Origin of the sequence: Longispora sp. NPDC051575 (assembly GCF_040681875.1) — a bacterium.
GTDB lineage: Bacteria > Actinomycetota > Actinomycetes > Mycobacteriales > Micromonosporaceae > Longispora.
In genome coordinates this window covers 25,907-49,741 of sequence record NZ_JBFAZP010000009.1, presented here as the reverse complement: position 1 = coordinate 49,741, position 23,835 = coordinate 25,907, and the positions used below count along the sequence as shown (strand labels likewise).

At 71.9% G+C, this 23,835-nt stretch carries 24 protein-coding genes; 16 read left to right on the top strand and 8 right to left on the bottom strand.

Annotated features, from left to right (window positions below):
- The first annotated feature begins 16 nt into the window (after window positions 1–16).
- On the top strand, window positions 17–1,000 hold the full coding sequence (locus AB0M43_RS27290; protein WP_363728632.1) for a thiamine pyrophosphate-dependent dehydrogenase E1 component subunit alpha: 984 nt from the start codon (window positions 17–19) through the stop codon (window positions 998–1,000).
- Entirely contained in the window at window positions 1,000–1,968 is a 969-nt protein-coding gene (locus tag AB0M43_RS27285) for a transketolase C-terminal domain-containing protein (protein ID WP_363728631.1), read from the top strand. The genes AB0M43_RS27290 and AB0M43_RS27285 overlap by 1 nt, the downstream gene beginning before the upstream one ends.
- A 53-nt stretch (window positions 1,969–2,021) precedes the next feature.
- On the opposite strand, the gene AB0M43_RS27280 is transcribed toward AB0M43_RS27285, so the two are convergent.
- Window positions 2,022–2,714: an SGNH/GDSL hydrolase family protein gene (locus tag AB0M43_RS27280; protein ID WP_363728630.1), complete on the bottom strand. Its 693-nt coding sequence runs from the start codon at window positions 2,712–2,714 to the stop codon at window positions 2,022–2,024.
- 35 nt (window positions 2,715–2,749) lie between these two features.
- Here AB0M43_RS27280 and AB0M43_RS27275 point away from each other — a divergent pair, with 35 nt between their 5' ends.
- Entirely contained in the window at window positions 2,750–3,322 is a 573-nt protein-coding gene (locus tag AB0M43_RS27275) for a TIGR03086 family metal-binding protein (RefSeq protein ID WP_363728629.1), read from the top strand.
- A 13-nt stretch (window positions 3,323–3,335) separates the two neighbouring features.
- On the opposite strand, the gene AB0M43_RS27270 is transcribed toward AB0M43_RS27275, so the two are convergent.
- Window positions 3,336–4,958, bottom strand: coding sequence for an MFS transporter (locus AB0M43_RS27270; RefSeq protein ID WP_363728628.1), 1,623 nt, complete (start codon window positions 4,956–4,958; stop codon window positions 3,336–3,338).
- On the bottom strand, window positions 4,955–6,478 hold the full coding sequence (locus AB0M43_RS27265; RefSeq protein WP_363728627.1) for an AMP-binding protein: 1,524 nt from the start codon (window positions 6,476–6,478) through the stop codon (window positions 4,955–4,957). The genes AB0M43_RS27270 and AB0M43_RS27265 overlap by 4 nt, the downstream gene beginning before the upstream one ends.
- 585 nt (window positions 6,479–7,063) lie before the next feature.
- On the opposite strand from AB0M43_RS27265, the gene AB0M43_RS27260 reads away from it, so the two are divergent.
- The 3 genes from AB0M43_RS27260 to AB0M43_RS27250 all read left to right on the top strand — a co-directional run bounded on the left by AB0M43_RS27260 (window position 7,064) and on the right by AB0M43_RS27250 (window position 8,777).
- Window positions 7,064–7,489, top strand: a complete 426-nt coding sequence (locus AB0M43_RS27260; RefSeq protein WP_363728626.1) for an OsmC family peroxiredoxin — start codon at window positions 7,064–7,066, stop codon at window positions 7,487–7,489.
- A 167-nt stretch (window positions 7,490–7,656) separates the two neighbouring features.
- Window positions 7,657–8,232, top strand: coding sequence for a hypothetical protein (locus AB0M43_RS27255; RefSeq protein ID WP_363728625.1), 576 nt, complete (start codon window positions 7,657–7,659; stop codon window positions 8,230–8,232).
- A gap of 188 nt (window positions 8,233–8,420) precedes the next feature.
- Window positions 8,421–8,777 carry an ArsC/Spx/MgsR family protein gene (locus tag AB0M43_RS27250; protein ID WP_363728624.1) on the top strand — a complete coding sequence of 119 codons (357 nt, stop codon included), beginning with the start codon at window positions 8,421–8,423 and terminating at the stop codon, window positions 8,775–8,777.
- Between the two features lie 122 nt (window positions 8,778–8,899).
- On the opposite strand, the gene AB0M43_RS27245 is transcribed toward AB0M43_RS27250, so the two are convergent.
- Both AB0M43_RS27245 and AB0M43_RS27240 read right to left on the bottom strand, forming a co-directional pair.
- Complete coding sequence (locus AB0M43_RS27245; RefSeq protein ID WP_363728623.1) at window positions 8,900–9,826, bottom strand: LysR family transcriptional regulator; 927 nt, start codon at window positions 9,824–9,826, stop codon at window positions 8,900–8,902.
- A gap of 90 nt (window positions 9,827–9,916) precedes the next feature.
- A complete protein-coding gene (locus AB0M43_RS27240; protein WP_363728622.1) occupies window positions 9,917–11,032 on the bottom strand; it encodes a GDSL-type esterase/lipase family protein in 1,116 nt (371 codons plus the stop codon).
- Window positions 11,033–11,209: 177 nt separating this feature from the next.
- On the opposite strand from AB0M43_RS27240, the gene sigK reads away from it, so the two are divergent.
- From sigK to AB0M43_RS27215, 5 genes are all read left to right on the top strand, one after another.
- Window positions 11,210–11,812, top strand: coding sequence for an ECF RNA polymerase sigma factor SigK (gene sigK / locus AB0M43_RS27235; protein ID WP_363728621.1), 603 nt, complete (start codon window positions 11,210–11,212; stop codon window positions 11,810–11,812).
- Entirely contained in the window at window positions 11,809–12,543 is a 735-nt protein-coding gene (locus AB0M43_RS27230) for an anti-sigma factor (RefSeq protein ID WP_363728620.1), read from the top strand. Before sigK ends, AB0M43_RS27230 begins: the two co-directional genes overlap by 4 nt.
- 90 nt (window positions 12,544–12,633) lie before the next feature.
- Entirely contained in the window at window positions 12,634–14,112 is a 1,479-nt protein-coding gene (locus AB0M43_RS27225) for a molybdopterin-dependent oxidoreductase (protein ID WP_363728619.1), read from the top strand.
- A 22-nt stretch (window positions 14,113–14,134) separates the two neighbouring features.
- Window positions 14,135–14,749 (top strand): fasciclin domain-containing protein, encoded by a 615-nt coding sequence (locus AB0M43_RS27220; protein WP_363728618.1) that lies wholly within the window; start codon window positions 14,135–14,137, stop codon window positions 14,747–14,749.
- Window positions 14,750–15,071: 322 nt separating this feature from the next.
- On the top strand, window positions 15,072–17,552 hold the full coding sequence (locus AB0M43_RS27215) for a collagenase (RefSeq protein ID WP_363728617.1): 2,481 nt from the start codon (window positions 15,072–15,074) through the stop codon (window positions 17,550–17,552).
- Window positions 17,553–17,683: 131 nt separating this feature from the next.
- On the opposite strand, the gene AB0M43_RS27210 is transcribed toward AB0M43_RS27215, so the two are convergent.
- A complete protein-coding gene (locus AB0M43_RS27210; protein WP_363728616.1) occupies window positions 17,684–18,196 on the bottom strand; it encodes a flavoprotein in 513 nt (170 codons plus the stop codon).
- Entirely contained in the window at window positions 18,193–19,458 is a 1,266-nt protein-coding gene (locus AB0M43_RS27205; RefSeq protein ID WP_363728615.1) for a helix-turn-helix domain-containing protein, read from the bottom strand. Before AB0M43_RS27205 ends, AB0M43_RS27210 begins: the two co-directional genes overlap by 4 nt.
- Before the next feature lie 146 nt (window positions 19,459–19,604).
- Here AB0M43_RS27205 and AB0M43_RS27200 point away from each other — a divergent pair, with 146 nt between their 5' ends.
- The gene (locus AB0M43_RS27200) at window positions 19,605–19,793 is read left to right on the top strand and encodes a hypothetical protein (RefSeq protein ID WP_363728614.1); all 189 of its coding nucleotides are present in this window, start codon (window positions 19,605–19,607) and stop codon (window positions 19,791–19,793) included.
- Between the two features lie 70 nt (window positions 19,794–19,863).
- On the opposite strand, the gene AB0M43_RS27195 is transcribed toward AB0M43_RS27200, so the two are convergent.
- The gene (locus tag AB0M43_RS27195) at window positions 19,864–20,238 is read right to left on the bottom strand and encodes an FKBP-type peptidyl-prolyl cis-trans isomerase (protein WP_363728613.1); all 375 of its coding nucleotides are present in this window, start codon (window positions 20,236–20,238) and stop codon (window positions 19,864–19,866) included.
- 139 nt (window positions 20,239–20,377) lie between these two features.
- On the opposite strand from AB0M43_RS27195, the gene AB0M43_RS27190 reads away from it, so the two are divergent.
- The 4 genes from AB0M43_RS27190 (at window position 20,378) to AB0M43_RS27175 (ending at window position 23,834) form a co-directional block, all read left to right on the top strand.
- Window positions 20,378–21,055, top strand: a complete 678-nt coding sequence (locus AB0M43_RS27190; protein ID WP_363728612.1) for a response regulator transcription factor — start codon at window positions 20,378–20,380, stop codon at window positions 21,053–21,055.
- Window positions 21,052–22,452 carry an ATP-binding protein gene (locus tag AB0M43_RS27185; protein ID WP_363728611.1) on the top strand — a complete coding sequence of 467 codons (1,401 nt, stop codon included), beginning with the start codon at window positions 21,052–21,054 and terminating at the stop codon, window positions 22,450–22,452. The genes AB0M43_RS27190 and AB0M43_RS27185 overlap by 4 nt, the downstream gene beginning before the upstream one ends.
- The gene (locus AB0M43_RS27180; RefSeq protein WP_363728610.1) at window positions 22,449–22,931 is read left to right on the top strand and encodes a hypothetical protein; all 483 of its coding nucleotides are present in this window, start codon (window positions 22,449–22,451) and stop codon (window positions 22,929–22,931) included. Before AB0M43_RS27185 ends, AB0M43_RS27180 begins: the two co-directional genes overlap by 4 nt.
- Before the next feature lie 105 nt (window positions 22,932–23,036).
- Window positions 23,037–23,834: a phosphatase PAP2 family protein gene (locus AB0M43_RS27175; RefSeq protein WP_363728609.1), complete on the top strand. Its 798-nt coding sequence runs from the start codon at window positions 23,037–23,039 to the stop codon at window positions 23,832–23,834.
- Window position 23,835 lies beyond the last annotated feature (1 nt).

Here is a 23,835-nt window from a genome sequence, read left to right as displayed (position 1 = left end):
CGCTGAAAGGATTCAGATGGACTCCGCTGAGCTGTACCGGACCGTGCGGCTGATCCGCCGGTTCGAGGAACGCGCGATCGAGCTGGTCCGATCCGGCGAGATCGTCGGGGGCATCCACCCGTACATCGGGCAGGAGGCCATCGCCGCCGGGGTCTGCGGCGCGCTGCGGCGCGACGACATCATCACCAGCACCCACCGGGGACACGGGCACGTCCTAGCCAAGGGCGCCGACCCGGTCCGGATGATGGCCGAGCTCGCCGGCCGGGTCACCGGGCTGAACAAGGGCCGGGGCGGCTCCATGCACGCCGCCGACTTCAGCCTCGGCATCTTCGGCGCCAACGGGATCGTCGGCGCGGGCGGGGCCATCGCGGCCGGCGCCGCGTGGGCGCGCCGGGCGCAGCGGACGGCCGACGCCGAGACCGGCGACGTGGTCGCGGTCAACTTCTTCGGCGACGGGGCCGTCAGCCAGGGCGTGCTCCTGGAGGCGTTCAACCTCGCCGGGCTGTGGAAGATCCCGGTCATCTTCGTCTGCGAGAACAACGGGTACGCCACCACGATGCCGGTCGAGGCCGGCGTCGCGGGCAGCATCACGGGCCGCGCGGAGGCGTTCGGCATCCCGGCCACCACGGTCGACGGCCAGGACCCCGAATGCGTCCAGGCGGTCTCCGAGGCGGCCGTGATCCGGGCCCGGTCCGGCGGCGGGCCCAGCCTCATCGAGTGCATGACCTACCGGTTCGACGCGCACCACACGTTCGAGCACAAGGCGCGGCTGAACTACCGTTCCGAGGACGAGCTGGCCGCAGGCCGGTCCCGCGACCCGCTGGACATCCAGGGCGCCCGGGTACCGTCGGACGCGCGGTCCCGGATCGACGCCGAGATCGAGGAGCTGCTCGCCGAGGCGGTGCGGTTCGCGGTCACGAGCCCGAAGCCGGACCCGGCCGACGCGCTCGACCACCTCTACGCCACCGGCCTGCGGGTACGCACGGGAGTGAACAACTGATGCCGAAACTCTCCTATCTCAAGGCACTCAACCGGGCGCTCGGCGACGAGATGGCCCGCGACGACTCGGTGGTCGTGCTCGGCGAGGACATCGGCGTCGGGGTCGCCGGTGTCACCACGGGTCTGCTGGCGAAGTACGGCGACCAGCGGATCGTCGACATGCCCCTGTCGGAGCAGGCGTTCACCAGCTTCGCGACCGGGGCGGCGATGGCGGGGCTGCGGCCGGTGATCGAGTTCCAGATCCCGTCGCTGCTGTTCCTCACGTTCGAGCAGATCGCCAACCAGGCGCACAAGTTCTCGCTGATGACCGGCGGGCAGACGAAGGTGCCGGTGACCTACGTCGTGCCGGGCTCGGGCAGCAGGACGGGCTGGGCGGGGCAGCACTCCGACCACCCGTACAGCCTGTTCGCGCACGTCGGGGTGAAGACCGTGCTGCCGGCGACGCCCGCCGACGCGTACGGGCTGCTGGCCTCGGCGATCCGCGACGACGACCCGGTGGTGTTCTTCGCGCCGTCGGGGGCGCTGACGGTCCGCGACGACCTGGACTTCGCGTCCCTCGCGCCGGTCCCGATCGGGGTCGGCCGGGTGGCCCGGGAGGGCACGGACCTGACGGTCGTGGCGCTCGGGCACCTCGTGCACACCGCGCTCGCGGTCGCCGAGGAGCTGGCGGGGGAGGCCTCGATCGAGGTGTTCGACCCGCGCACGGTGTACCCGTTCGACTGGGCCGGCCTGTCCGCGTCCGTGGCGAAGACGGGCCGGCTGGTCGTGATCGACGACTCGAACCGGTCCTGCGGCATCGGCGGCGAGATCATCGCGACGGTGGTCGAGGACCACCGGCTGCTGGCCCCGCCGAAGCGCGTCACCCGCCCGGACGGCGCGGTGCTGCCGTTCGCCCTGGAGCTGGACCGGGCGGTGCAGCCGACCCACGAGCAGCTGGTGGCGGCCGTCCAGGCGGTCCTGAAGTCCTGAGCGACGTCGTTCGGGGAGGTCACCGGCGACGGTGACCTCCCCGAAGGCGTTTTCTAGAGCGACACCACTTCGCCGGGTACGCGGCGCCGCGCCGCCACCTCCGCGCCCAGCCGCCGGACCGCCTCCGCCGCCGCGATGGCCGCGCACCGCGCGTTGCCGTGCAGCCCGTCCTCGCTGTACAGCGACAGGTCCGCCACCAGCGGGTGCTCGCGGAGGTTGAGGTGCAGGGTGCCCAGCCGGGCGGCGAGCGCGCCGGTGCGCTCGGCGAGGGTCCGGGTGCGGTCCCGCAGGCCCGGCCGCAGCCAGTCGGGTACCCGGGGGCTGTGCGAGATGTCGAACATGCTGACCGTCACGACGTCCGCGCCCACCCCCTGCAGGGCCACGATCATCGTCTCCAGGGCCGTGTCCACCGCGTCGGGGTCGTAGCCCCGCATGAACGCGTCGTTGCCCCCGCACACCACGAGCGCCAGGTCCGGGCGGAACGCGAGCGCCGGCTCCAGTTGGGTGCCGAGCACCTCGGCGGCCTTCAGCCCGTACTTGCCCACGTTGAGGTACTCGCGGACGTCCAGTTCGGCCGCGATCCGGTCGCACCAGAACAGTTCGCTGTAGCCCTCGACCGGGTCGCCGTAGCCCTCGGCCACGCTGTCGCCGAGCACGGCGAAGCGCTTCCACGGGTGTCCGGTCAGCAGTGCGGCGCTCTCGCCGGCGCGCAGGCAGTAGGGGTCGGTCGACTCCACGACGTTCATCGCTCCTTCGTGGACGGGACGGATAGGGTACGAGGATGGATCTTCGCCCGATGCACCTTCAGGCCGTACTCGACTGCGGCCGGATCGTCGCCCAGGTGACCGCCGACGACCTCGACCGCCCGACGCCCTGCGCGGGCTGGAACCTGGCCGACCTGTTGGCCCACATGATCGGACAGCACCGCGGGTTCGCGGCCGCCGCGCGGGGGCTGCCGGTGGACCCGGCCGTCTGGGAGGACGTGACCCTCGGCCCGGACCCGGCGGCCGACTACGCGGCGGCGTCCGCCGACCTGCTCGCCGCGTTCGGCGCCGAGGACTTCGCGGAGCGCCGGCTGGCCCTGCACGAGTTCGGCGTGGTGCCCGCGTCGACGGCCATGATGATGCACTTCGTGGACTACCTGGCGCACGGCTGGGACGTGGCCACCGCGCTCGGCGTGCCCGCCCGGCTCGACGGGGAGCTGTGCGAGCACGCGCTGCGGCTGGCGTCGCGCTGGCCGGCGGACGCCCCGACGATCTGGGGTCCGGGCGCGCCGTTCGGCCTCAAGGTGCCCGTGCCGGCCGACGCCCCGGCCGCCGACCGGTTCCTGGGCTTCCTGGGGCGTACCCCCTAGGCCGTGCACTTCCTCACGCCCTGGCCGGGGTCGGCTCGACGTCGGACTCCGGCCCGGCGTCGGGGACGGCGTCGTCCAGGGTGCTCTTCGCGGCCCCGGAACCGGCCACGGCCCCCACCTCGGCCGGGGTCCGGGCGTCCACCGCGTCGGCCTCCACCGCGTCGGTCGCCGCCCCGTCCGGCTGCGGGTGCCCCCCGGGCTTGTTGTCCAGCTGCCGCCACACCTTCGCCCCGACGATCGGGGTCAGGGTCGCGGCGAAGTACAGCGCGCCGGTGGCCACGGCCGTGAAGTGCACGCCGAACTCCTTGGCCACCAGGCCGCCGAGCAGCCCGCCGAGCGGGATGCCGCCCCAGGCCACGGCCGTGAACACCCCGTAGAGCCGGGCCTGCATGCTCGCCGGTGCTTTGTCCAGCAGCAGCGCCCCGATGATCGGGTTGATCGAGGACATCGCGAACCCGGTGACGAAGATGACCACGATCATGGTGGTCAGGTCGTCGGTGAGGGCGAAGATGAAGAACCGGGGCGAACCGCCGATCATGTACCCGAGCACGAGGGTCAGGTACTTCGGGATCTTCGTCACCAGCGCGGCCATCGTCAGGTTGCCGAGCACCGCGCCCAGCGCGAACGCCGCCCCGATGGTGCCGATCCCGGCCGCCGAGTCGAACGTCTCCTTGATCCACAGCGGGATGAGGATGTTGTGGATCTGGTTGCACAGGTTCGTGACGAACAACATCATGATCATGCCGCTGAGCAGCCGGTCCCGCCACACGTACGCGAAGCCGCCCTTGAGCGCGACGAAGTACGGCTCCTTCTTGTCCTTGGCCACCTTGTCGAGGAACCCGGGCGGGTTCCGCACGGTGATCATGAACAGGCCGCAGACGAAGTACGAGGCGGAGTTGATCAGGATCGCGGTCGGCGACCCGAGCAGCGCGATGACCAGGCCGCCGACCGGCGCGCCGACGAGGGTGATGATCCGGGAGATGGCGTCGTAGATCGAGGTGATCCGGGCGGTCGGCACCCCGGACACCTTGATCTGGGCGGTCAGCATGACCCGGCGGGAGTGGTCGGCCAGGCCGGTGGTGACCCCGACGAGCGCGATCAGGACCACGACCGGGGTGACGCCGAACGGGTACACCAGGGCGATCGCGCCGATCAGTACCCCGTTGAGCAGGTCCGAGACGATGGTGATCCGCCGGGCGCCGACCCGGTCGATGAACGGCGCGCCGAACGCGGCCGACAACACGTACGGCAGGGCGGCGGCGGTACCCATCAGACCCACCAGCAGCGGGTTCCCGGTGTCGATCAGGATGAGCCAGGTGACGGCGAACGCGGCGATCTTGCTGCCGGCCATGGAGACGGCCTCGGCGACGAGGATGCTGACCATGCCGACCTTGCTGCCGGTCACCACGATCTCGGGCGCGTCGTCCTTGTCGGCGTCCTTCCCGGCGGGGTCCTTGACCGCGGTCCCGGGTTCGTCGGCGGCACCGTCGGGCGCCGCGCCCGGGGTTCCGGTCGCGTCCGCTGTCCCCACGGCCCCGTCCCCGGCCGCCGCCTCCGAGCCGTCAGCCCTGGCCCCGTCGGCCTTCGGCACGCTGTCGCCGTCCTTCGCCCCCGGCCGCCCCGCCCCGCGCGTCATGACGCCGCCGCGAGCTGCGCGACGTACCGGGCGCGGAGCGCCTTCTTGTCCACCTTGCTGGCCCCGGTCAACGGCAGCGCGTCCACGAAGTCCACGCCGCGCGGCGACCACAGGTCGTTGAGCTTCTCGACCACCACTGCGCGCAGGTCCTCGGCGGTGACCGTCGAGCCGGGGGAGCGGACCACGAAGGCGTGCACGACCTCGCCGTACTGCTCGTGGGGCACGCCGACCACCGCCGCCGCCCGCACGTCGGGGTGCGTGGCCAGCGCGTCCTCGATCGGCCGGGCGAACACGTTCGAGGAGCCCCAGCCGGTGAGGATCATGTCCTTGACCCGGTCGACGAGGAACAGGTTGCCGTCGGGGTCGAGGTAGCCGACGTCCCCGGTGCGCAGCCAGCCGTCCACGAGGGTCTCGGCGGTGAGTTCGGGCTGGCCCCAGTAGCCGGTCATCTGCACGCCGCCGGTGACCCAGACCTCGCCGGTGCCGCCGGTGGGCAGGGCGACGCCGTCGGGGTCGCGGATCTCCAGCCGCAGGTCGCCGTAGGGCTGGCCGACGGAGGCGAGCACCGCCGGGTCGTCGGGGATGTTCTGGTACGCGGTGATGATGGGCGCCTCGCTCATCCCGTACGCGGTCCGCAGCACCGGGCCGAACCGCTCGATGGCCTGGGACAACCGGGTGGGCGTGATCGCGCTGCCGCCGATGTTGATCCGCAGCAGGCTGGAGCAGTCGGCCTTCTCGAGGACCTGGTGGTCGAGGATGTAGCCGAACAGGGGCGGCGGGATCAGGGTGTCGGTGATCCGCTCGGCGGCGATGGTGTCGAAGAACAGCGCGATGTCGAACCCGTCCTGCATGTGGAACGAGCCGCCGGTGAACAGGCTCATGTGGCCGGGCATCTGGGCGCTCACGTGCCAGTACCCGGACATGGCGAGGTGTTTCATGGGGTGCTCGCCCGCCTCGACGTACTGCTCGGCGAACAGCAGCGCCGTCTCGAAGAACCGCTGCTTGTGGTGCACGAGCTTCGGCTGCCCGGTGGTGCCCCCGGTCTGGAACAGCGCCTCGGGCTCCGTCGTCACGTCCTGCGGGCCGAACGGAAGGTCCTCGATCCGGTCGATCCGGGGCCCGGCGCCCAGGTCGGGGCCGAGGCCCTCGCCGCACAGGCAGAACACGGGCAGCGGGGCGGCGGAGCGGGCCAGGTCCTGGGCGAAGGAGGCGTAGGCGTTCGTCTCGTACACGAACGCGTCGACCTTGGCCAGGCCGAGGAACTGGTCCCGGAACGCGGCGGGCGCGTTGGGCGCGATCCAGGCGGTCCGGCCGCCGAGGAGGTGCACCGCGAACTGGAGCACGATCGTCTCGGCGGGGTTGCCGGCGAGGACGCCGACCGCGAGTCCGGGGCGCATTCCGTGCCCGTGCAGCGCGGCGGCCATGGACAGGATCTCGGCGCGCAGTTCCCGGTACGTGATCCGTCGACGTTCGTCGACAATTGCCTCCGCCTCGCCGTACCGGGCGAATATATCCAGCACCTGCCAAACGTAATTCCCGTTCGCACTCGCCTGGCTGTCCATGCCGGATCATCCTTCCCCATTGACCGTGTCCCCGCGCACCGTGGAGCCCTATTGCGCATTCCTCATTCGCGGGTACCCGAGCGCAGCATAGCGGTGCACTCAGGAGTGTGGCTACATCCACTATGGACGTCCTATTTATACCTACTATTCAAGGCCTGCCCGACATAGCAGGTGAACCTTCGGGCACGGTTGGCCACGGCGATGACCCGCATTGTTGACTGAAAGGTTGACGCACGATCGGCTGAACGGTTATTCCCCGCCCCGATTGGACAGTCGACTTTCCGATCATCTCCCCCCGCGCGGGCCCGCGGAACGGCGTCTGTCGAATCCGCTCTATGTGACCATGCGCGCATGGTGCGGAGCGGGCCGCACTCGGCGCACAAGCGCACCGCAATGGCACCCGTCCGCCCGCCGCCGCGCATTCCGCATTACGCGTCGGCCGCGCCCGGCGGGGAGTGCGGGGCCGCGACCGCCGAGGGTGACGATCTGACACGATTGGGCGGGATCCGACGTCCGTCGGGTCAACGTCGTGAAGGAGCACCGATGGCCACGAGCCGTAGCGCGAAGACGCACTGGGAAGGTTCGCTGCTGAAGGGGGGCGGCTCCGTCGAGCTGGCCTCCTCCGGCATCGGCACGTTCGAGGTGACCTGGGCGGCCCGGACCGAGCCCGACGCCAGCGGGCGGACCAGCCCGGAGGAGCTGCTCGCCGCCGCGCACTCGGCGTGCTTCTCGATGGCGTTCAGCAACATCCTGGACAAGGCCGGGCACGCGCCGGAGAGCCTGGAGACCTCGGCCGTGGTCGGTTTCCAGCCGGGCGTCGGCGTCACGGGCAGCGCGCTGCGGGTCCGGGGCGTCGTGCCGGGGCTGTCCGAGGACGAGTTCGTCGCCCTCGCGGAGCAGGCGAAGGTGAACTGCCCGGTCAGCCAGGCCCTCAGCGTCGAGATCACCCTCGACGCGGCCCTGGCCTAGTTCGGGGCGGGCGGCCCGGCGCGTTCCGGGCCGCCCCGCACCCCGATCCGGTCAGACGCATCCCCTTGTACTGATTAGGCAAAAGGTCCACACACGCTGTGACGATGTGTGAGCATCGATTCATGTGGGGGATGAATGAAGGCGCACCCGCCGAGTTCGATCTCGTGATGCGGGGCTATCACCGGCAACAGGTGGACCGCTGCTTCGCGCAGCTGGAGGGCAGGCTCATCGAGGCCCTCGCGGAACGGGAACTGATGGCGGACCTACCCGCCCGGTTCGCCACGGCCAGTCTCGAACTCGAGTCGGCCAACCGTGAACTCGAACGCATCCGCTCGCTCGGCTCGACCGGCGACGCCCGGGTGCTGAGCGTGAGGATGGAGGCCATCCTCGCGATGGCCGAACACGAGGCCGAACGGCTCCGGCAGACGGCGGCGGCCGAGCTGGCGGACGCCCGGCACCAGGCGGCCGAGATCCTGGCCGAGGCCGACGAGCGGGCACTGCAGGCCCGGCGCGACTTCGAGCTGGCGCTGCGCGCGCGGCGCGACAAGGAACGCAACGCCGACAAGGTACTCAAACACTCCGCCGAGGCCGAGGCGCACGAGATCATCGCCGCCGCCCGTCTCGACGCCGCCCGGCTCCGCGAGGAGTCCGGCGCACCCTCCCGGATCCGCAGCCCCAAACCCGCGCCCAGCTTCCTCCGCTGGGTGGCCCGACGGCGACGCACGGCCGCCTGGGCACGCTAGACAGACCATTCTCCGGGTACGGCGGGCCAGCTGGCCCGCCGTCCGCGGTTCCGGGCGGCGTGACCCGGCCGGCCCCGGCCCCGACGGCGTGGGCGCCGGGCCGAGCCGCATCCCGGAGCGTTTTGTCCCCTGACCGGGTCCCCGTGGCCCGGTCGGGCGCTTCCGGTGCCGCCTGCGACGATGGCGGGATGGAGCTGTGGAACAACCCGTCGTGCAGTAAGTGCGCCGCCGCCCGCGACACGTTGTCGGGGGCGGGCGTGGAGTTCACCCTGCGGGCGTATCTGGACGTCCCGCCGACGGTCCGCGAGTTCGACGGCGTCCTGGGCCGGCTCGGTGCGCAACCCTGGGACGTCTGCCGCACCGGTGAGGACGTGTACACGGAGCTGGGCATGGCCGACTGGGCGCGCGACGCGGGCTCCCGGGCGGCGTGGCTGGACGCGATGGTCGCGCACCCGGTGCTCATCCAGCGCCCGATCGTGCTCCTCGACGACGGCTCGGCGGTCGTGGCCCGGGACCGGGCGACCCTGGACCGGCTGACCGGCTGACCGGCTGACCGGCTGACACGCCGACTGCCTGACCGGGCGACTGCCCGACACGCCGACTGGCTGACCGGCCGGTCGGGGCTGAGCGGCCCGGCGGACCGGGTACCCGTCGAAGGGGTCTTCCGCTACCGGGCCGCGAGCCAGGCGGCATAGCGCGGCCGGGACACCGCCAGGTCGTGGTACCACCGGTCGAGCCGGTTGGCGAGGTCGTCCGCCCGGTGCGCGAGCGGCCCGTCCGCGCGCCAGCCGACGACCAGCCGCCGCCAGATCGGCGTCCCGGCGAAGGGCCGGATCGCGTGCCTCGGCCCGTCCCAGGACAGCGGGCTGGCCAGGGACACGTACCCGGAGCCGGTGATGAACTCCTTCGCGAACACCGAGTCGTTGGTCTGGTGCGAGATCCTCGGCGTGAACCCGGCCGTCGCGCACGCGGCCCGGAACAGGGCCTGCAGGCCGCTGTCGTCCGGCGGGCTCGCGACCCACCGGTCCCCGGCCAGGTCCGAGAGTGCCACCTCGTCCGTCGCGGCCAGCGGGTGGTCGGCGGCCAACCCGACGAACATGGGCTCGACGGGTACGAGCACCCGGGTGGCCAGCTCGGGCGGCGCGACGAACTCGTGCCCCGGGTACTCCCGCAGCAGCACCATGTCGAGCTGCCCGGCCCGGACCAGCTGGGCGAGGGCGTGGGTGGACGGGTCGGAGTAGCTGGTCACGTCGCCGACCCCGAGGGACACCTCGATCCCGGCGAGCGGCAGGCCCGGCGCGACCCCGATCCGCAGCTGGCGCGGCGCGGTGGGGGAGCCCTGCCGGCCCCGGTTGAGCCGGTCCAGCTCGCCGAGCACGGCGCGGGCCCGGTCGACCACGTACCGGCCGAAGGGGGTGGCGACGGCGCCCGCCGCGGTCCGGGCGAACAGTTGCGCGCCGAGCTCGCGTTCGATCCGCGCGAGTTGGGCGGTCACGGACGGCTGCGGCAGTCCCAGCCGTTGCGCCGCGCGGGAGATGCTCCCCGACTCGGCCACCGCCAGAACCACGCGCAGGTGGCGGAGTTCCAGCTGCATGTCGCGGATGCTATTCCTACCGGTGGGTAGCGATCAATATCCGAAAGTGCCGAATCGCCCCGGGGACCCGTCGGGGCCCCCGGGGCGCGCTCACGCCGCCGTGAGCCGCATGCCGTCGATCCCGGCCCCGGCCGTGTTGGCGCACCTGTAGTTCCCCTTCGCCGCCGCGCCCAGCAGGGTCAGGCACCGCGACAGCGCCTTCTGCCCGTACGCGTTCGGGTGGAACGTCTCCTGCTGGCGGCCCTCGGTCTCACTCGACCAGAACTCGCGCACCCACTCGGCCGTCAGGTCGCTGGGGGCCTTGGCGGTGGTGACCCGGATCCGGCCCTTCGCGCAGATCTCCCGGCCGTCGAGCGCGTCGCGCAGGTCGAGGAACTCCGCCCCGCCGGCCGCCGCCAGGGCCCGCAGTTCGGTGCTGAGCTGCGGGACGAGCCGGTCGCGGACCCAGGTGGCGTCGTAGTTGACCACGGGGCAGCCCATGTTCCACCGGTTCCAGCCGGAGTCGGAGTACCGGATGTTCGCCCCGCGCGGCACGGGGGAGGAGTAGGACTGCACGACGAGCCGGTAGTCGGCGTCGGCGTACCCGGCGGCGCGCATCGTGCCCCGGATCGCGGCGAGGGAGGCCGAGACCCCGCTCCGCATGGCCGGCAGCGCCGCGTCCACGTTCCGCTGCTGGTCGTCGGCGCAGTAGTCGCCCCAGAACCAGGCCTCGATGCAGCTCGCGATGATGTTCCCGAAGCCCAGGTCGTTGCCGCCGACGGACAGCACCACCAGCTTCACCCGGTTCGCGGCGGCGACCGTGGCGAGCTGGTCGACCTGCGGGGCCTCGCCCTTGTACGGCACGCCGCCCAGCGCCGCCGGCAGCACGTTCGCCGACGTGGCCCCCGAGCAGGCCAGGTTCACCAGCCGGTCGACGCCCAGCGCCGCGCCCGACAGCGGGGACACGTCCGAGCGGTGGCAGCCGGAGGAGTAGGTGGGGCCGTACACCCGGGCGGGGTCGACGTTCGTGCCGTTCCACGCCCGGTCGGTGCCGGCGGAACTGCCGCCCACCGCGTCGGTGTTGCCGAGCCAGCGCCCGGCCTCACCCGAGATGTAGCTGTCGCCGAGCGCCACCGCGACCGTGGGCGCGGCCGCCTGGGCCGCTGGCGCGTACCCGACGACCGAGGCCGCCGCGACCAGCGCGACCACCAGTGCCTTTCCCCTCATCTGAGCCTCCCTGTCCGAGTCGACCGGTGGCTACCGGCCGGTAGCCCCGAGCGTGGCGGAACGCGAACCGCCCGGACAACGCATCGGCGACAGGCAGTATGAGAGGGCATACCAATCCGGCAGGGGCGTAGCTCCGAATCAGGGGTGTCGGACCGGACTGAGCCGTGGAGGGCCGTGGTGGAAAGCGACAGCGCGCGAACCCCGCACCTGAGGGCCGCGCCCCCGCCGGACGGGAGACCCTCGGCCGACGAGCTGCTGGTCCTCGTGGCCCGCGGCGACGAGAACGCCTTCTCCGCACTGTACGAACAGGTCGCGTCGAAGGTCTACGGCCTGTGTGTCCGGGTCGTCCGCGACCCGGCCCAGGCCGAGGAGGTCGCCCAGGAGGCGCTCGTGGAGGTGTGGCGGACGGCGAGCAGGTTCGACCCCGCCCGCGGGTCCGCCAACAGCTGGGTGCTCACCCTGGCGCACCGGCGCGCGGTGGACCGGGTCCGCTCGGCCCAGGCCGCGTCGGAACGCGACCGCCGGGCGGCGGCGACCGCGACGGTCGCGCCGTACGACGAGGTGGCCGAGGAGGTGGCCGGCAACCTGGAACGCCAGGCGGTCCGGCGCTGTCTGGGCCGGCTCACGGAACTGCAGAACGAGGCCATCGGACTGGCCTACTACGGCGGGTACACCTACCGGCAGGTCTCCGATCTGCTCGGCATCGGGCTACCCACGGTGAAGACGAGGATCCGGGACGGACTCATCCGGTTGCGGGACTGTTTGGAGGTAACCGGATGAACCCCATGGACGTGCACACCCTGGTCGGGGCCTACGTGCTCGACGCCGTGGACGACCTGGAACGGGCCGCCGTGGAGCGGCATCTGACCGGTTGTGCCGAGTGCACGACCGAGGTGACGGAGCTGAGGGCCACCGCTGCGCGGCTGGGCGGCGCCGCCGCGGCCCCGCCGCCGCCCGGCCTCCGGGACCGGGTGCTCGCCGAGGCGCGCCGCACCCGGCAGCTCGCCCCGGCGGCCCGGATCGCCGAGCCCGTGTCGAGCCCGGCCGTGGTGCGCCGGTGGAAGGCGTGGACGGCGGCGGCGGTCGCGGCGGCGGTGATCGCGGTGAGCGTGGGCGCGACGACGTACGTGGTGCAGGAGCGCCGGGTGTCCACCGAACGCCAGCAGGCCGCCGACATCCGCGCGGTCCTGGCGGCGCCCGACGCCCGGGTGATCCTGGCGGACGTCACGGGCGGCGGCCGGGTCTCGGTCATCAAGTCCGACCAGCGGGGCGAGGCGGTGGTCGTGATGACCGACCTGCCCGAGGTCGGCCGGGACAGGGCCTACCAGCTCTGGACGATCGTCGGCACGAACGCGACGGCGTCGAACGTGATGGCCGGCGGGGAACGGTCCGGGGTCACCCTGCTCAAGGGCCTGTCCTCGGTGGACGCCCTGGGCCTGACCCGGGAACCGGCCGGCGGCTCGGTGGAGCCGACCAAACCGGTGCTCGCGGCGGTGCCGATCCGCCGCTGACCGCACGACGAGGATGGGCGACCTGTATGGGTCGCCCATCTTTTTTCATGGAAGACCCATCCTTGAAGTACTTGGCCCCGAATCATCCACGTGAGAAAACAACTGACCGGGGCTTGGGCCGGAGTGGGATGCGCGGCCCTCGCGCTCGGAGTGGCGGAGCTGGTCTCCCTGCTGACCGGATCCCGGACCAGCCCCCTGGTCGCCGTCGGCGGCGCTGTCGTGGACGCCACGCCCGAGTGGGCGAAGGAGTTCGCGATCCGCACGTTCGGCGAGAACGACAAACTCGCGCTCCTCATCGGTACCGGAACGATCCTGTTCGTCTTCGCTGTCGTCCTGGGCATCGTGGCCGTGCGGTGGCCACGGCTCGGGTACGCCGGGCTGGCGCTGTTCGGCCTGCTGGGGCTGGCCGCAGCGGTCACCCGGCCCGGCGCGGGCCCGGTCGCGGCGCTCCCCACCCTCGTCGGGGTCGTCGCGGCCGGGTTCGCCCTGCGCTACAGCCTCCGCACCCCCGCGGCGGACGGCGTCGGCCGCAACGTCGACCGGCGGGGCGTGCTGCTCGCCTTCGGCGCGGCGGCCGTCACCGGCGGGGCCGGGTTCACCCTGGCCCGGCGGAACTCGGGCGTGCCGAAGGTGACGCTGCCCAAGCCGGTGTCCCCGGCGGCGGTGGCCCCCGACCTGGGCATCCCCGAACTGACCACCTTCGTGACCCCGAACAAGGACTTCTACCGGGTCGACACCGCCCTCGTGGTGCCCCGGATCGACCCCGACGGCTACCGGCTGAAGATCAAGGGCCGGGTCGGCAAGCCGATGACCCTGACGTACCAGGATCTGCTCGACCGGCCGCTGGTCGAACGCGAGATCACCCTGACCTGTGTGTCCAACGAGGTCGGCGGGGAACTGGCGGGGACGGCGCGCTGGCTCGGCGTACCCCTCAACGAGCTCTTGAAGGAAGCCGGGCCGCAGGCCGGGGCGGACCAGGTGGTCAGCAGGTCCTCGGACGGCTGGACCGCCGGCACCCCGACCAGCGCCCTGATGGACGGCCGCGACGCACTCCTCGCGGTGGGCATGAACGGCGAGCCGCTGCCCCTGGAGCACGGCTTCCCGGTCCGGATGATCGTGCCGGGACTCTACGGCTACGTCTCCGCGACCAAGTGGCTCGTCGAACTGGAGCTGTCCTCCTTCACCGACTTCGACCCGTACTGGGTCAAGCGCGGCTGGGCGGAACAGGCTCCGATCAAGACTTTCTCCCGGATCGACACGCCCCGACCGCTGTCCCGCCCGAAGTCCGGGATGGTCACGGTCGCCGGGGTGGCCTGGGCCCAGCGCCGGGGCATCGACCGGGTGGAGGTGCGCGTCGACGGCGGCGCGTGGCAGGAAACGACGTTGGGGACGGTCGTCTCGACCGACACCTGGCGGCAGTGGGCGTGGCGGTGGGACGCCACCCCGGGTCGGCACACGCTCGAGGTCCGGGCGACCGACCGCACCGGGGCGGTCCAGCCCGAGGAGCGGCGCACGCCGTTCCCGGACGGGGCGACCGGTTGGCACTCGGTGGTAGTCACCGCCGGATAATCCAGTTATCAGGGAGTACACAATGTTCCGCAAATTCGTGATGGCCGCTGCCCTCGTACCGTTCGTCGTGGCCATGGCCGCCTGTTCGAACGACACCGAACCGACCTCCTCCGCGCCGACCTCGGCCGCCCCGGCACCGGTCACCAGCGCCCCGATGGCCAACGGGCCGTTCGGCGCGGCGTGCACCGCTGTCCCGAAGGACGGCGCCGGCAGCTTCGACGGCATGGCCAAGGACCCGGTCGCCACGGCGGCCAGCAACAACCCGGTGCTGTCCACCCTCGTCGCGGCGGTCAAGGCCGCCGGGCTCGTCGACACCCTCAACGGCGCCAAGGGCGTCACGGTGTTCGCGCCGACCAACGACGCGTTCGCCAAGATCCCGAAGGCGGACCTCGACGCGGTGCTCGCCGACAAGGAGAAGCTGACCAAGATCCTGACCTACCACGTGGTCGGCCAGTCGGTCACCCCGAGCCAGCTCGGCACGGCCGGCCCGTTCAAGACCCTGCAGGGTGGCGAGGTCAAGGCCAGCGGCAGCGGCGCGGACTACACGGTCAACGGCACGGCGAAGGTCGTGTGCGGCAACGTGCAGACCTCGAACGCGACCGTCTACATCATCGACACGGTGCTCATGCCGATGTAGTGGTACCGCATCGACCGGGTCGGAGGGCATTCGTGCCTTCCGACCCGATCTGTGTGTCCCACCCGGGGGTCCGGGTGGGGTGACCGGCGTGGACGTGCCGCTCGCTGGCGGGTGGTCACGCGCCGGGTTCGTCCAGGACGGCCGGGTGCACACCCCGGCCGTTTTGCTGTCCGTAGCTGTCCGTTCACCCGGCGAATTGACGGGCGTCGAGATCTTGTTCGCGTCAGTAAGGTATGACACTCTTCACCTCACGCCTCACTGTCCCCTGAGGCGTGCCGGGCATCCCGTGCCCGGCCAGCGTTGACTCCACAAAGGAGTGGTGATGCGAAAACCCCTCGCCATCTTGTGTACCGCCGCCGCGTTCGCCCTGACGGGAGCTGTGGCCTCCCCGGCCGCCGCCGTCCCGGCGAACCCGGCCCCGGTGACCGGTGGCCCCTCGGTCCCGGGCGTCAGCGCCCTGACCCCGGAGCACGAACAGAGCACCGCACTGCCGCCGAACCTGCTGCCCCCGCAGTCGTCGGCGGAGAACACCCGGAACGTCAAGAGCAGACCGCAGGCCCGGGGCGGCGCGGCCCCGAGCGCGGCGGCGGCCTCCTGCACCCCGGCTGACTTCTCCCACACGGGCGCGGCACTCGTCACGTTCGTCAAGTCCTCGACCGTGAGCTGCGTGAACTCGCTGTTCAACCTCCCGGACGCCAACGCCAACGCGGTGTTCCGCGAGGCCCAGATGGTCACGATCGCCAACGCGTTCCGCGACACGGCGGCCACGTACCCGGGCAACAACACGACCAGCACCCTCCAGCTGGTCATGTTCCTGCGCGCCGGCTACTACATCCAGTACGGCGCCCCCGAGGTCGTCGGCGACTACGGCACCGGGCTCCGGACGGCCATCCGTGGCGGCCTGGACTCGTTCTTCGCCAGCTCGCACATGATGGACGTGAACGACGCGCACGGGAACACGCTGTCCGAGGCGATGATCCTGATCGACAGCGCCGACGAGCAGGCCCGGTACATCCCGGTCGTCAAGCGCGTCCTCAACGGCTACAACAGCTCCTACGACGCCTTCTACTACATGAAGGCCTCGGTCAACAACGCGTACACCCCGCTGTTCCGGGGGCACTACCACGCGGAGTTCCTCGCGGCGGTCGTCGCGGACCCGAGCCTGCTCGACACGCTCAACTCCTTCGCGCTCAACCACCTGGACCTGCTGGACACCGACCGCTCGTACCTCGTCTCCAACGCGGGCCGGGAAATGTCGCGCTTCGTCCAGTACCCGGCGCTGCAGTCCAAGGTGCGCCCCCTGATGAAGGGGCTGCTCACCGCCACCGCGATGACCGGCCCGACGGCCCGGCTCTGGGTCGGCGTCGCCGAGATGGCCGACTACTTCGACCAGTCCCAGTGCGCGTACTACAACATCTGCGACCTGTCGACCAAGCTGGCCGCCGCCGCGCTGCCCATCACCCACAACTGCGACCCGGGGCACACCATCCGGGCCCAGTCGATGACGGCCGCCGAACTCGCCGCGACCTGCACCAGCGTCCAGAACCAGGACGCCATGTTCCACAGCGTCGTCGCGGACAACGGGCCGGTCGCCAACGACCACAACACGAACATCCAGATCAACGTGTTCGACAGCTCCGACGACTACCAGACGTACGCCGGCGCGATCTTCGGGATCAGCACCGACAACGGCGGCATGTACCTCGAGGGCGACCCGTCGGTCCAGGGCAACCAGCCGCGCTTCATCGCCTACGAGGCCGAGTGGCTGCGCCCGACGTTCGCGATCTGGAACCTCAACCACGAGTACACCCACTACCTCGACGGCCGGTACAACATGTACGGCGACTTCGACGCCGGCATGACCGTCCCGAACATCTGGTGGGTCGAGGGCTTCGCGGAGTACATCTCGTACACCTACCGGGGCGAGAACTACACCGACGCGATCAACCAGGCGGGGCTGCACACGTACCCGCTGAGCACGCTCTTCCAGACCACGTACGACAACGCCAACTCGACCCGGATCTACAACTGGGGCTACCTGGCGAGCCGCTACATGCTGGAGAAGCGCCGGCCCGTGGTCATGAGCATCCTGGCCAAGTTCCGCACCGGTGACTTCGCCGGCGGCTACGCCATCTACAACGCGCTCGGCACCAGCCTCGACGCCGACTTCGACACGTGGCTCACCGCGTGCAACGCCGGCGCCTGCACGGGCACCCCCATCCCCAACGTGCCCCCGACCGCCGCGTTCGACAGCGCCGCCACCGGCCTGAACGTCGCGTTCACCGACCGTTCCACCGACCCCGACGGCACCATCGCGTCCCGGTCCTGGAACTTCGGCGACGGCAGCAGCTCCACCGCCGCCTCCCCGTCGCACGCCTACCTGGCGTCCGGCACCTACACCATCACGCTCACCGTCACCGACGACAAGGGCGCGACGGCCAGCACCAACAAGACCGTGAGCGTCGTCGGCACCCCCGAGTGCACCGACCTCGACACCCGCGCGCTCGCCAAGGGCTGCCAGCGCAGCAACGTCTCGGCGGCCAAGGGCGGACTGGTCTACTTCTTCGTGTACGTCCCCGCCGGCACCACCAACGTGACCATCACCACCAGTGGCGGCACGGGCAACGCCGACGTGTACTACAACTCCGGCAGCTGGGCCACCCGCCAGGTGTACAGCGCGCGGTCGACTGGCGCCGGCAACGCGGAGACGTTGACGGTCCGCAACTCCGGGGCCGGGTACCGCTACGTGAGCCTGTACGCGACGGCGGCGTTCAGCGGTGTGAACATCAGCGTCACCTACTAGTACTCCGATGGCAGAGGGGCCCGGCACCCAGCCGGGCCCCTCCGTCGTCTCCCGCCGGGTGGTTGCGTGCCGGTGGCCCTGGCGGCTCCGGCGGTGCGGAGTCTCCCGGGTCTGTGGATCGTGGCCTGTGCTCAGGATCCGGGGCGGAGGGCCGCCAGCGCGTCGCGCCAGGGGAACTCGACCCCAGGGCCCGAGTTACGAGGATGCGGCGGGTCGGCGAGCAGCACCCGGACCCCTTCGGCCCGCAACTCGTCCACCGCTCGCCGGAACGGTCGCCGGTTCGCCAGCGCGGCATTCACGAAGGGCACCACCACGACGGGTACGTCGCCCACGCACTCCGCGAGCACACCCAACGCGTAGGTGTCCGCGATCCCGGCGGCCAGCTTGTTGACGGTGTTGAACGTGGCCGGCGCGACGAGCACGGCGTCCACGGGTTCCTGGGGCGGGCGAGGTGCCCCGGCGGGGCGGTATCCGGACCGGACCGGGTGGCCGGTACTCCGCTCGATCTCGGCGGTGTCCACGAACGGCACCGCGCTCGGCGTGCAGACCACCCGGCAGGTCCAGCCCTCGGCGTGCGCGAGCGCGAGCAGGGTGCCGATGTCGGAGGCGGGGCCGGCCGCGCAGACCACGACGAGCAGGTTCACGGGGCCACTCCCAGGCGGTCGGCGAGCTGACGACTCCGCGCCCGCAGGCTCCACGGCGCCGTGGCAGCAAGGTCCCCGACGAGAACGCGGACCGAGGACCGGTTTCGTACCTCCTCCGGAGCGACCTCCTCCGCCGCGCGCACGGCCTCATAGGCCCGGTGGTGCTTGCCCCATTGCAGATACGCCCGCGCGACGTCGAGCCACAGTGCTGCCTTCCGCTCCACGAGCGCGAGCTGGTCGACCCGGACCGTTCTGGCGTGGTCGATGGCTGCCCCGGCGTCTCCGAGGCTCACCGCGACGCTCACCCGGTGCTGGACAACATTGGTCGGGCCGAACCCGGTCCAGTGCACATTGCCGTCGGACCCGGCTCGGCGTGCCACGGCAGCGGCCTCGTCCAGGAGCTGGTGTGCGGTGGCACGGTCCTCGTCGCGGGCCGCAGCGCTGGCGCCACGTAGAACGAGGGCGCCGTAGACCGCCAGCATCCGCGGCGGCGCACCGGGCGAAACGGCGCCGTTCATGACGCCGGTGACGACCTGCCGGGCGGCGCGGTGGTGCCCGTCGGACATCAGCGCGTGGGTGAGCGCACGTTTGCTGGCCATCGCCGCGACCGGCTGACCGCTCCGCTCCGCCGCCGTCAGACTGCGGTCGGCGGCCACCATCGCGAGTCCGGAGGCTCCCAGCTTGATCAGCACGCTGGTGGCGAGCTGGTAGGCGTCGGCGGCGAGAGCCCAGGTGTCGGGATCGCCGTGCCGGGTCGGGAACGCGGTCAGAAGACGAGGCAGGGCGTCAACCACTTTCGAGTACCGGCATGCCTGGTAGTCGCGTTTCGCAGCGGCAGTGCGCGCGTGTAGTAGGTCTGGTTCCATGCTGGCAGGGGGGTCGCCGGGGGCCGCGCTGGGATGGAGCGCCGCGACCAGTTCCGTGAGTTCCGGAGCCGGGGTCGGTCCAGCCTGGCCGCTGTCCGCGTGCTCCGGCGACGCCAGTCCGAGCAGGTGCCGCGCGCGTGCGGGCAAGTCCAGGCCGCCGGCGATCCGTTCCAACAGGTCGATGTCGCGGACCGTCCGACGCCCGGCCATGAAGGCGCTGACATCGGGTTGGGTGAGTCCGGCGGCGATCGCGATCCGGTTCTGGCTAGCGCCGAGTTGGCGGCGGAACAGGTGGAACACCGCGCCGAGGTCGCGTTCGGACAGCGCCGCGCGGACGTCGGGCTGGTCCCAGAACGCGTCAGGGATCACCAGGGGCGTCATCCTGTGCTCTGCCATGCGCCCAGCGTAGCCAGAGTGCGGACTGTATAGATCTGTTGGATTCACCTCGGAAGGGGGCGAACGGGACTCTGGTGTCAGCGCCGTCGGCCGGAGGTTCCGCACCCCGGCTGGCGGCTGCCCAGCCGGCATCAGGGAGGGGAACAGTGGCGTTCCATGTCGTCAGAACGCGCCGCGCGCGGGACCACGCAGATCGGGAGCAGGTGCTGGAGGTGTCCTCGCACGGGGATCTGGAAGCCGCGATGACGGTGTTCCACACGTGGCGGCGTGCCCATGCGGGGGCCATCGCCGTCGGCGACCAGCAGGTGATGGTCGTGCGCCGCGACCGGCGGTAGGTGCTTAACGGTGCCGCGAACGGTGGGAGAGAGACGGCCGGACCCGGGGGCGGGTCCGGCCGCGCTGTGCTCAGGACAGGCCGAGCAGGTCCACGACGAAGATCAGGGTCTCGCCCGGCTTGATGGCGCCGCCGGCGCCCCGGTCGCCGTACCCGAGGCGCGCCGGGATGGTCAGCTTGCGCCGGCCGCCGATCCGCATGCCCGCCACGCCCTGGTCCCAGCCCGCGATGACCCGGCCCGCGCCGAGCGGGAACTGGAACGGGGAGCCGCGGTTCCAGGACGCGTCGAACTCCTCGCCCGTGGAGTAGGCCACGCCCACGTAGTGCACGACGACCTGGTGGCCGGCCTTCGCCTCGTCCCCGTCCCCGACGACGAGGTCGACGATCTCCAGGTCCGCCGGGGCCGCGCCCTCGGGGAACTCAATTACCGGCTTTGTCAGACTCATGCGTTCGATCTTAGGCACGTCCCCGGGCGGCGTGCCCCGGTGGTCGGGTCCGCCGTGACCGAACCATGACACTCCGGGGACGGGGCGGGGACGCGGGGACCGCAGGCTGGGACGCATGGGCCGTGCGATAGTGGATGCCATGCCTCGGGTCCTGTTGATCGAAGACGACCAGGCCGTCCGCGAGGGCCTCCAGCTGGCACTCCGCCGCCAGGGGCACCTGTTGCGCTCCGCCGGGACCGGTGAACAGGGGCTCGACCTGCTCCGCGCGGAGACCCCCGACATCGTCGTCCTGGACCTGATGCTGCCCGGTATCGATGGTTTTGAGGTGTGTCGGAGGATTCGCGCGGCGGGGGACGTACCCATCGTGATGTTGACCGCGCGCAACGACGACATGGACGTCGTCGCCGGTCTGGAGGCCGGGGCCGACGACTACGTGATCAAGCCGGTGCAGCCCCGGGTGCTCGACGCCCGGATCCGCGCCGTGCTCCGCCGGATCGGCGCCGAGCGCTCCGAGCAGGAACGGCACGGCGACCTGGTGCTCGACCGGGCCGCGCTGACCGTCACCAAGGGCGGCGACGCGGTGAGCCTGGCGCCCACGGAGCTGCGGCTGCTCCTGGAACTGTCGCGCGCCCCGGGCCGGGTGCTCAGCCGGCAGCAGCTCCTGGAGGCCGTCTGGGAGCACGACTACCTGGGCGACTCCCGGCTGGTCGACGCGTGCGTGCAGCGGCTCCGGCTCAAGATCGAGGACGACCAGTCCGCCCCGGTGTTCGTGCAGACGGTGCGCGGCTTCGGCTACCGGTTCGGCCCGGTCCCGTGAGGCTCGGCCTCCGACCCCGGCTGATCCTCGCGTTCGTGCTGCTCGGCGTCGTGAGCGCCCTGGCCACGGCCGGGGCCAGCTACGTCGAGGCCCGGACCATCATTCTGCGCAACACCCAGGACCCGGCGGTCACCGCGCTGGGTACCCGGCTCGCGAACCTCGCCGGGGGCCTGCGGCTGCCGCCCACCCAGCAGGACCTCAACGACCTGTCGACGGCCCTGATGACCACCGACGCGTCCGTCGTCACGGTCTACGGCGACCTGCGCTCGGACACCGGCATGGAACTCGACGTCTTCTCCGCCGAGCTGCGCGCCCAGGTGCACGACGGCACCGACGCCGTCTGGCAGCGCCAGGTCCGCGACAACAACCCCGAGCTGGCCATCGGCATGCCGCTGCTGCTCCAGGGCGCCGACAACGAGACCAGACCCTCGGGCATCGAGGTGTACTCGCTCCAGAGCCTGCACGCGGAGAAGGCCAGCATCGAACGGCTCGCCACGGCCGCGTGGCTGACCGGCGCGCCCGCCCTGCTCTTCGCCGTGATCCTGGCGCTGGTCGCCGCCCAGGGCGTCCTCAGCCCGGTCCGGCGGCTCGGGCTGGCGACCCGGCGGTGGGGCGCGGGCGACTTCGGTACCCGGCTGGAGGTCAAGGGGTCCGACGAGCTGGCCGACCTGTCCAAGACCTTCAACGACAGCGCCGACGCGGTCGAACACCACGTCGACGAGCTGCGCCGGATGGAGGCCGACGCGCGCCGGTTCGTGGCCGACGTGTCCCACGAGCTGCGCACGCCGCTGGCAGCGATGACCGCCGTCACCGACGTGCTCGACGAGGAGGCCGAGCACCTCGACGGGGACGCCGCCGAGGCCGCCCGCCTGGTCAGCCAGGAGACCCGCAAGCTCAACCGCCTGGTCAACGACCTGATCGAGGTGTCCCGCTTCGACTCCGGCACCGCCGGCCTGGTTCTCGACGACGTCGAGCTCGCCCCCGCCGTCGCGGCCACCCTGCGGGCCCGGGGCTGGGCGGACCAGGTCGAGACGGACCTGCCGGCGGGCATCGTCACCCGGCTCGACCCGCGCCGCCTCGACGTCATCATCGCGAACCTGGTCGGCAACGCGCTCCGGCACGGCGGGCCCCCGGTCCGGGTCCGGTTGCGGTCCACCGACGCGTTCGTGGCGCTGGAGGTGTCCGACGGGGGTTCGGGGCTGGCCCCGGAGGTACTCCCGCATGTCTTCGACCGGTTCTACAAGGCCGACACCGCGCGGACCCGGTCCGACGGCAGCGGCCTCGGGCTCGCCATCGCCTGGGAGAACGCCCGCCTGCACGACGGCCGGCTGGAAGCCGCGAACGGACCCGACGGCGGGGCCGTGTTCACCCTCCGGCTGCCGAGGAGGATCCGGTGAGGCGGCTGTTCCCGCTGGTCCTGGCCGTGACCCTGCTGGCCGGGTGCGGGGTGCGGCCCAGCGCGGTGGTGCCGGCGGGGGAGGCGCCCCGGAAGTTCACCGCCGAGGTCACCGCGCTGTACTTCGTCCTCAACGGGGGGCTGTACCGCTCGGAGCGGATCGACACGCAGCCACTCTCCGTGAGCCAGAAGGTGGACCTGCTGTTCGCCGGGCCGCGTGCCGACGAGCGGGAGAAGGGGGTCACGACCGCCCTGCCGACGATCACCGGCGGCGGCTCGGAGGTGGTCCGTCAGACGCCGCAACGGTACGAGGTGCGGGTGCGCGCCGCCGTCGCCGAGCTGTCCTCGCGGGCCCTGGACCAGCTCGTCTGCACCGTACTGGCCGGGGAGGCCGCCGAGCACGCCATGGCCGTGGGGTCCCTGGTGTCGGTCGCCGGGACGAGTGGCCGGCGGGAGGACCGGGGCTGCCCGCTGGACTGATTCGCCCCTGATTAGTGGACTTTGGGGTCTTCGGTCGGGGCGTTGTGACACGACGGTGACATAGTGCGGACGCGGGCGGGACAACGGTCACGCAGCGTGGTGGGTATGCCGGTCGAGACGAGAGACATCCCCACAGCCCAGCTTCCCGCCGACGCCCGGACCGGGCGCCCGTATCTGGACCCGCACCTGGATCTGCGGTTGGCGGAATCGGTCCCCGGTGGCGCGCGCGGCGGTCCCGGTTCGGTCCCGGGCGCTCCCGGCCCCGTCGAGCCCTGGCCCGCCCGCACGCCGGTGCACCGTCGGCCGCTCGGCGTCGGCGCCCTGCTGGTCGGCGCGGCCCTCTGCCTGGGCGCGCTGGTGACCACGTACGTCCTCGCGGTGTGGACCCCGTTCGGCCAGGCCCTGGAGTACCGCAACCTGAACGAGGGCTGGGGCGACCCCGCCGGCACCTGGGCCTGGCGCCTGCTGGACCGGTTCGGCGACCCGCTCACCCTGGTCGTGCTGGTCGCCGCCGTGCTCCTCGTCGGCCTGGCCGCCCGGCGGTTCTGGGCCGGGGTCGTCGGCATCGGCATGGTCGGCGCGGCCGTCCTCGCGGCCCGCACCCTCAAGGAGGTGCTGCCCCGACCCGTCCTCGACGCCGCCGACTTCGCCACCGTGCACAACAGCTTCCCCAGCGGACACGTGACGGTCGCCGCCGGCCTGGTACTCGCCCTGGTCCTGGCCCTGCCCGCCCGGTTCCGGCTCCTGGCGCTCGTGCCGGGGACGGTCGCGGTGACAGTGGTGGCGGCGGCCACCGTGGTCGCGCAGTGGCACCGGCCGAGCGACGGAATCGGCGGGGTACTGATCGCGGGCGCGGCGTACTTCCTCGCGGCGGCGGGCCTGCACGGGTACGCGCGGCGCTGAG

Excerpts from the sequence above, each read along its gene's own strand:
- AB0M43_RS27290 (WP_363728632.1), top strand. The coding sequence starts at position 17 with ATGGACTCCGCTGAGCTGTACCGGACCGTGCGGCTGATCCGCCGGTTC.
- AB0M43_RS27285 (WP_363728631.1), top strand. The coding sequence starts at position 1,000 with ATGCCGAAACTCTCCTATCTCAAGGCACTCAACCGGGCGCTCGGCGAC.
- AB0M43_RS27280 (WP_363728630.1), bottom strand. The coding sequence starts at position 2,714 with ATGAACGTCGTGGAGTCGACCGACCCCTACTGCCTGCGCGCCGGCGAG.
- AB0M43_RS27275 (WP_363728629.1), top strand. The coding sequence starts at position 2,750 with ATGGATCTTCGCCCGATGCACCTTCAGGCCGTACTCGACTGCGGCCGG.
- AB0M43_RS27270 (WP_363728628.1), bottom strand. The coding sequence starts at position 4,958 with ATGACGCGCGGGGCGGGGCGGCCGGGGGCGAAGGACGGCGACAGCGTG.
- AB0M43_RS27260 (WP_363728626.1), top strand. The coding sequence starts at position 7,064 with ATGGCCACGAGCCGTAGCGCGAAGACGCACTGGGAAGGTTCGCTGCTG.
- AB0M43_RS27255 (WP_363728625.1), top strand. The coding sequence starts at position 7,657 with ATGCGGGGCTATCACCGGCAACAGGTGGACCGCTGCTTCGCGCAGCTG.
- AB0M43_RS27250 (WP_363728624.1), top strand. The coding sequence starts at position 8,421 with ATGGAGCTGTGGAACAACCCGTCGTGCAGTAAGTGCGCCGCCGCCCGC.
- AB0M43_RS27245 (WP_363728623.1), bottom strand. The coding sequence starts at position 9,826 with ATGCAGCTGGAACTCCGCCACCTGCGCGTGGTTCTGGCGGTGGCCGAG.
- AB0M43_RS27240 (WP_363728622.1), bottom strand. The coding sequence starts at position 11,032 with ATGAGGGGAAAGGCACTGGTGGTCGCGCTGGTCGCGGCGGCCTCGGTC.
- AB0M43_RS27230 (WP_363728620.1), top strand. The coding sequence starts at position 11,809 with ATGAACCCCATGGACGTGCACACCCTGGTCGGGGCCTACGTGCTCGAC.
- AB0M43_RS27220 (WP_363728618.1), top strand. The coding sequence starts at position 14,135 with ATGTTCCGCAAATTCGTGATGGCCGCTGCCCTCGTACCGTTCGTCGTG.
- AB0M43_RS27215 (WP_363728617.1), top strand. The coding sequence starts at position 15,072 with ATGCGAAAACCCCTCGCCATCTTGTGTACCGCCGCCGCGTTCGCCCTG.
- AB0M43_RS27205 (WP_363728615.1), bottom strand. The coding sequence starts at position 19,458 with ATGGCAGAGCACAGGATGACGCCCCTGGTGATCCCTGACGCGTTCTGG.
- AB0M43_RS27195 (WP_363728613.1), bottom strand. The coding sequence starts at position 20,238 with ATGAGTCTGACAAAGCCGGTAATTGAGTTCCCCGAGGGCGCGGCCCCG.
- AB0M43_RS27190 (WP_363728612.1), top strand. The coding sequence starts at position 20,378 with ATGCCTCGGGTCCTGTTGATCGAAGACGACCAGGCCGTCCGCGAGGGC.
- AB0M43_RS27175 (WP_363728609.1), top strand. The coding sequence starts at position 23,037 with ATGCCGGTCGAGACGAGAGACATCCCCACAGCCCAGCTTCCCGCCGAC.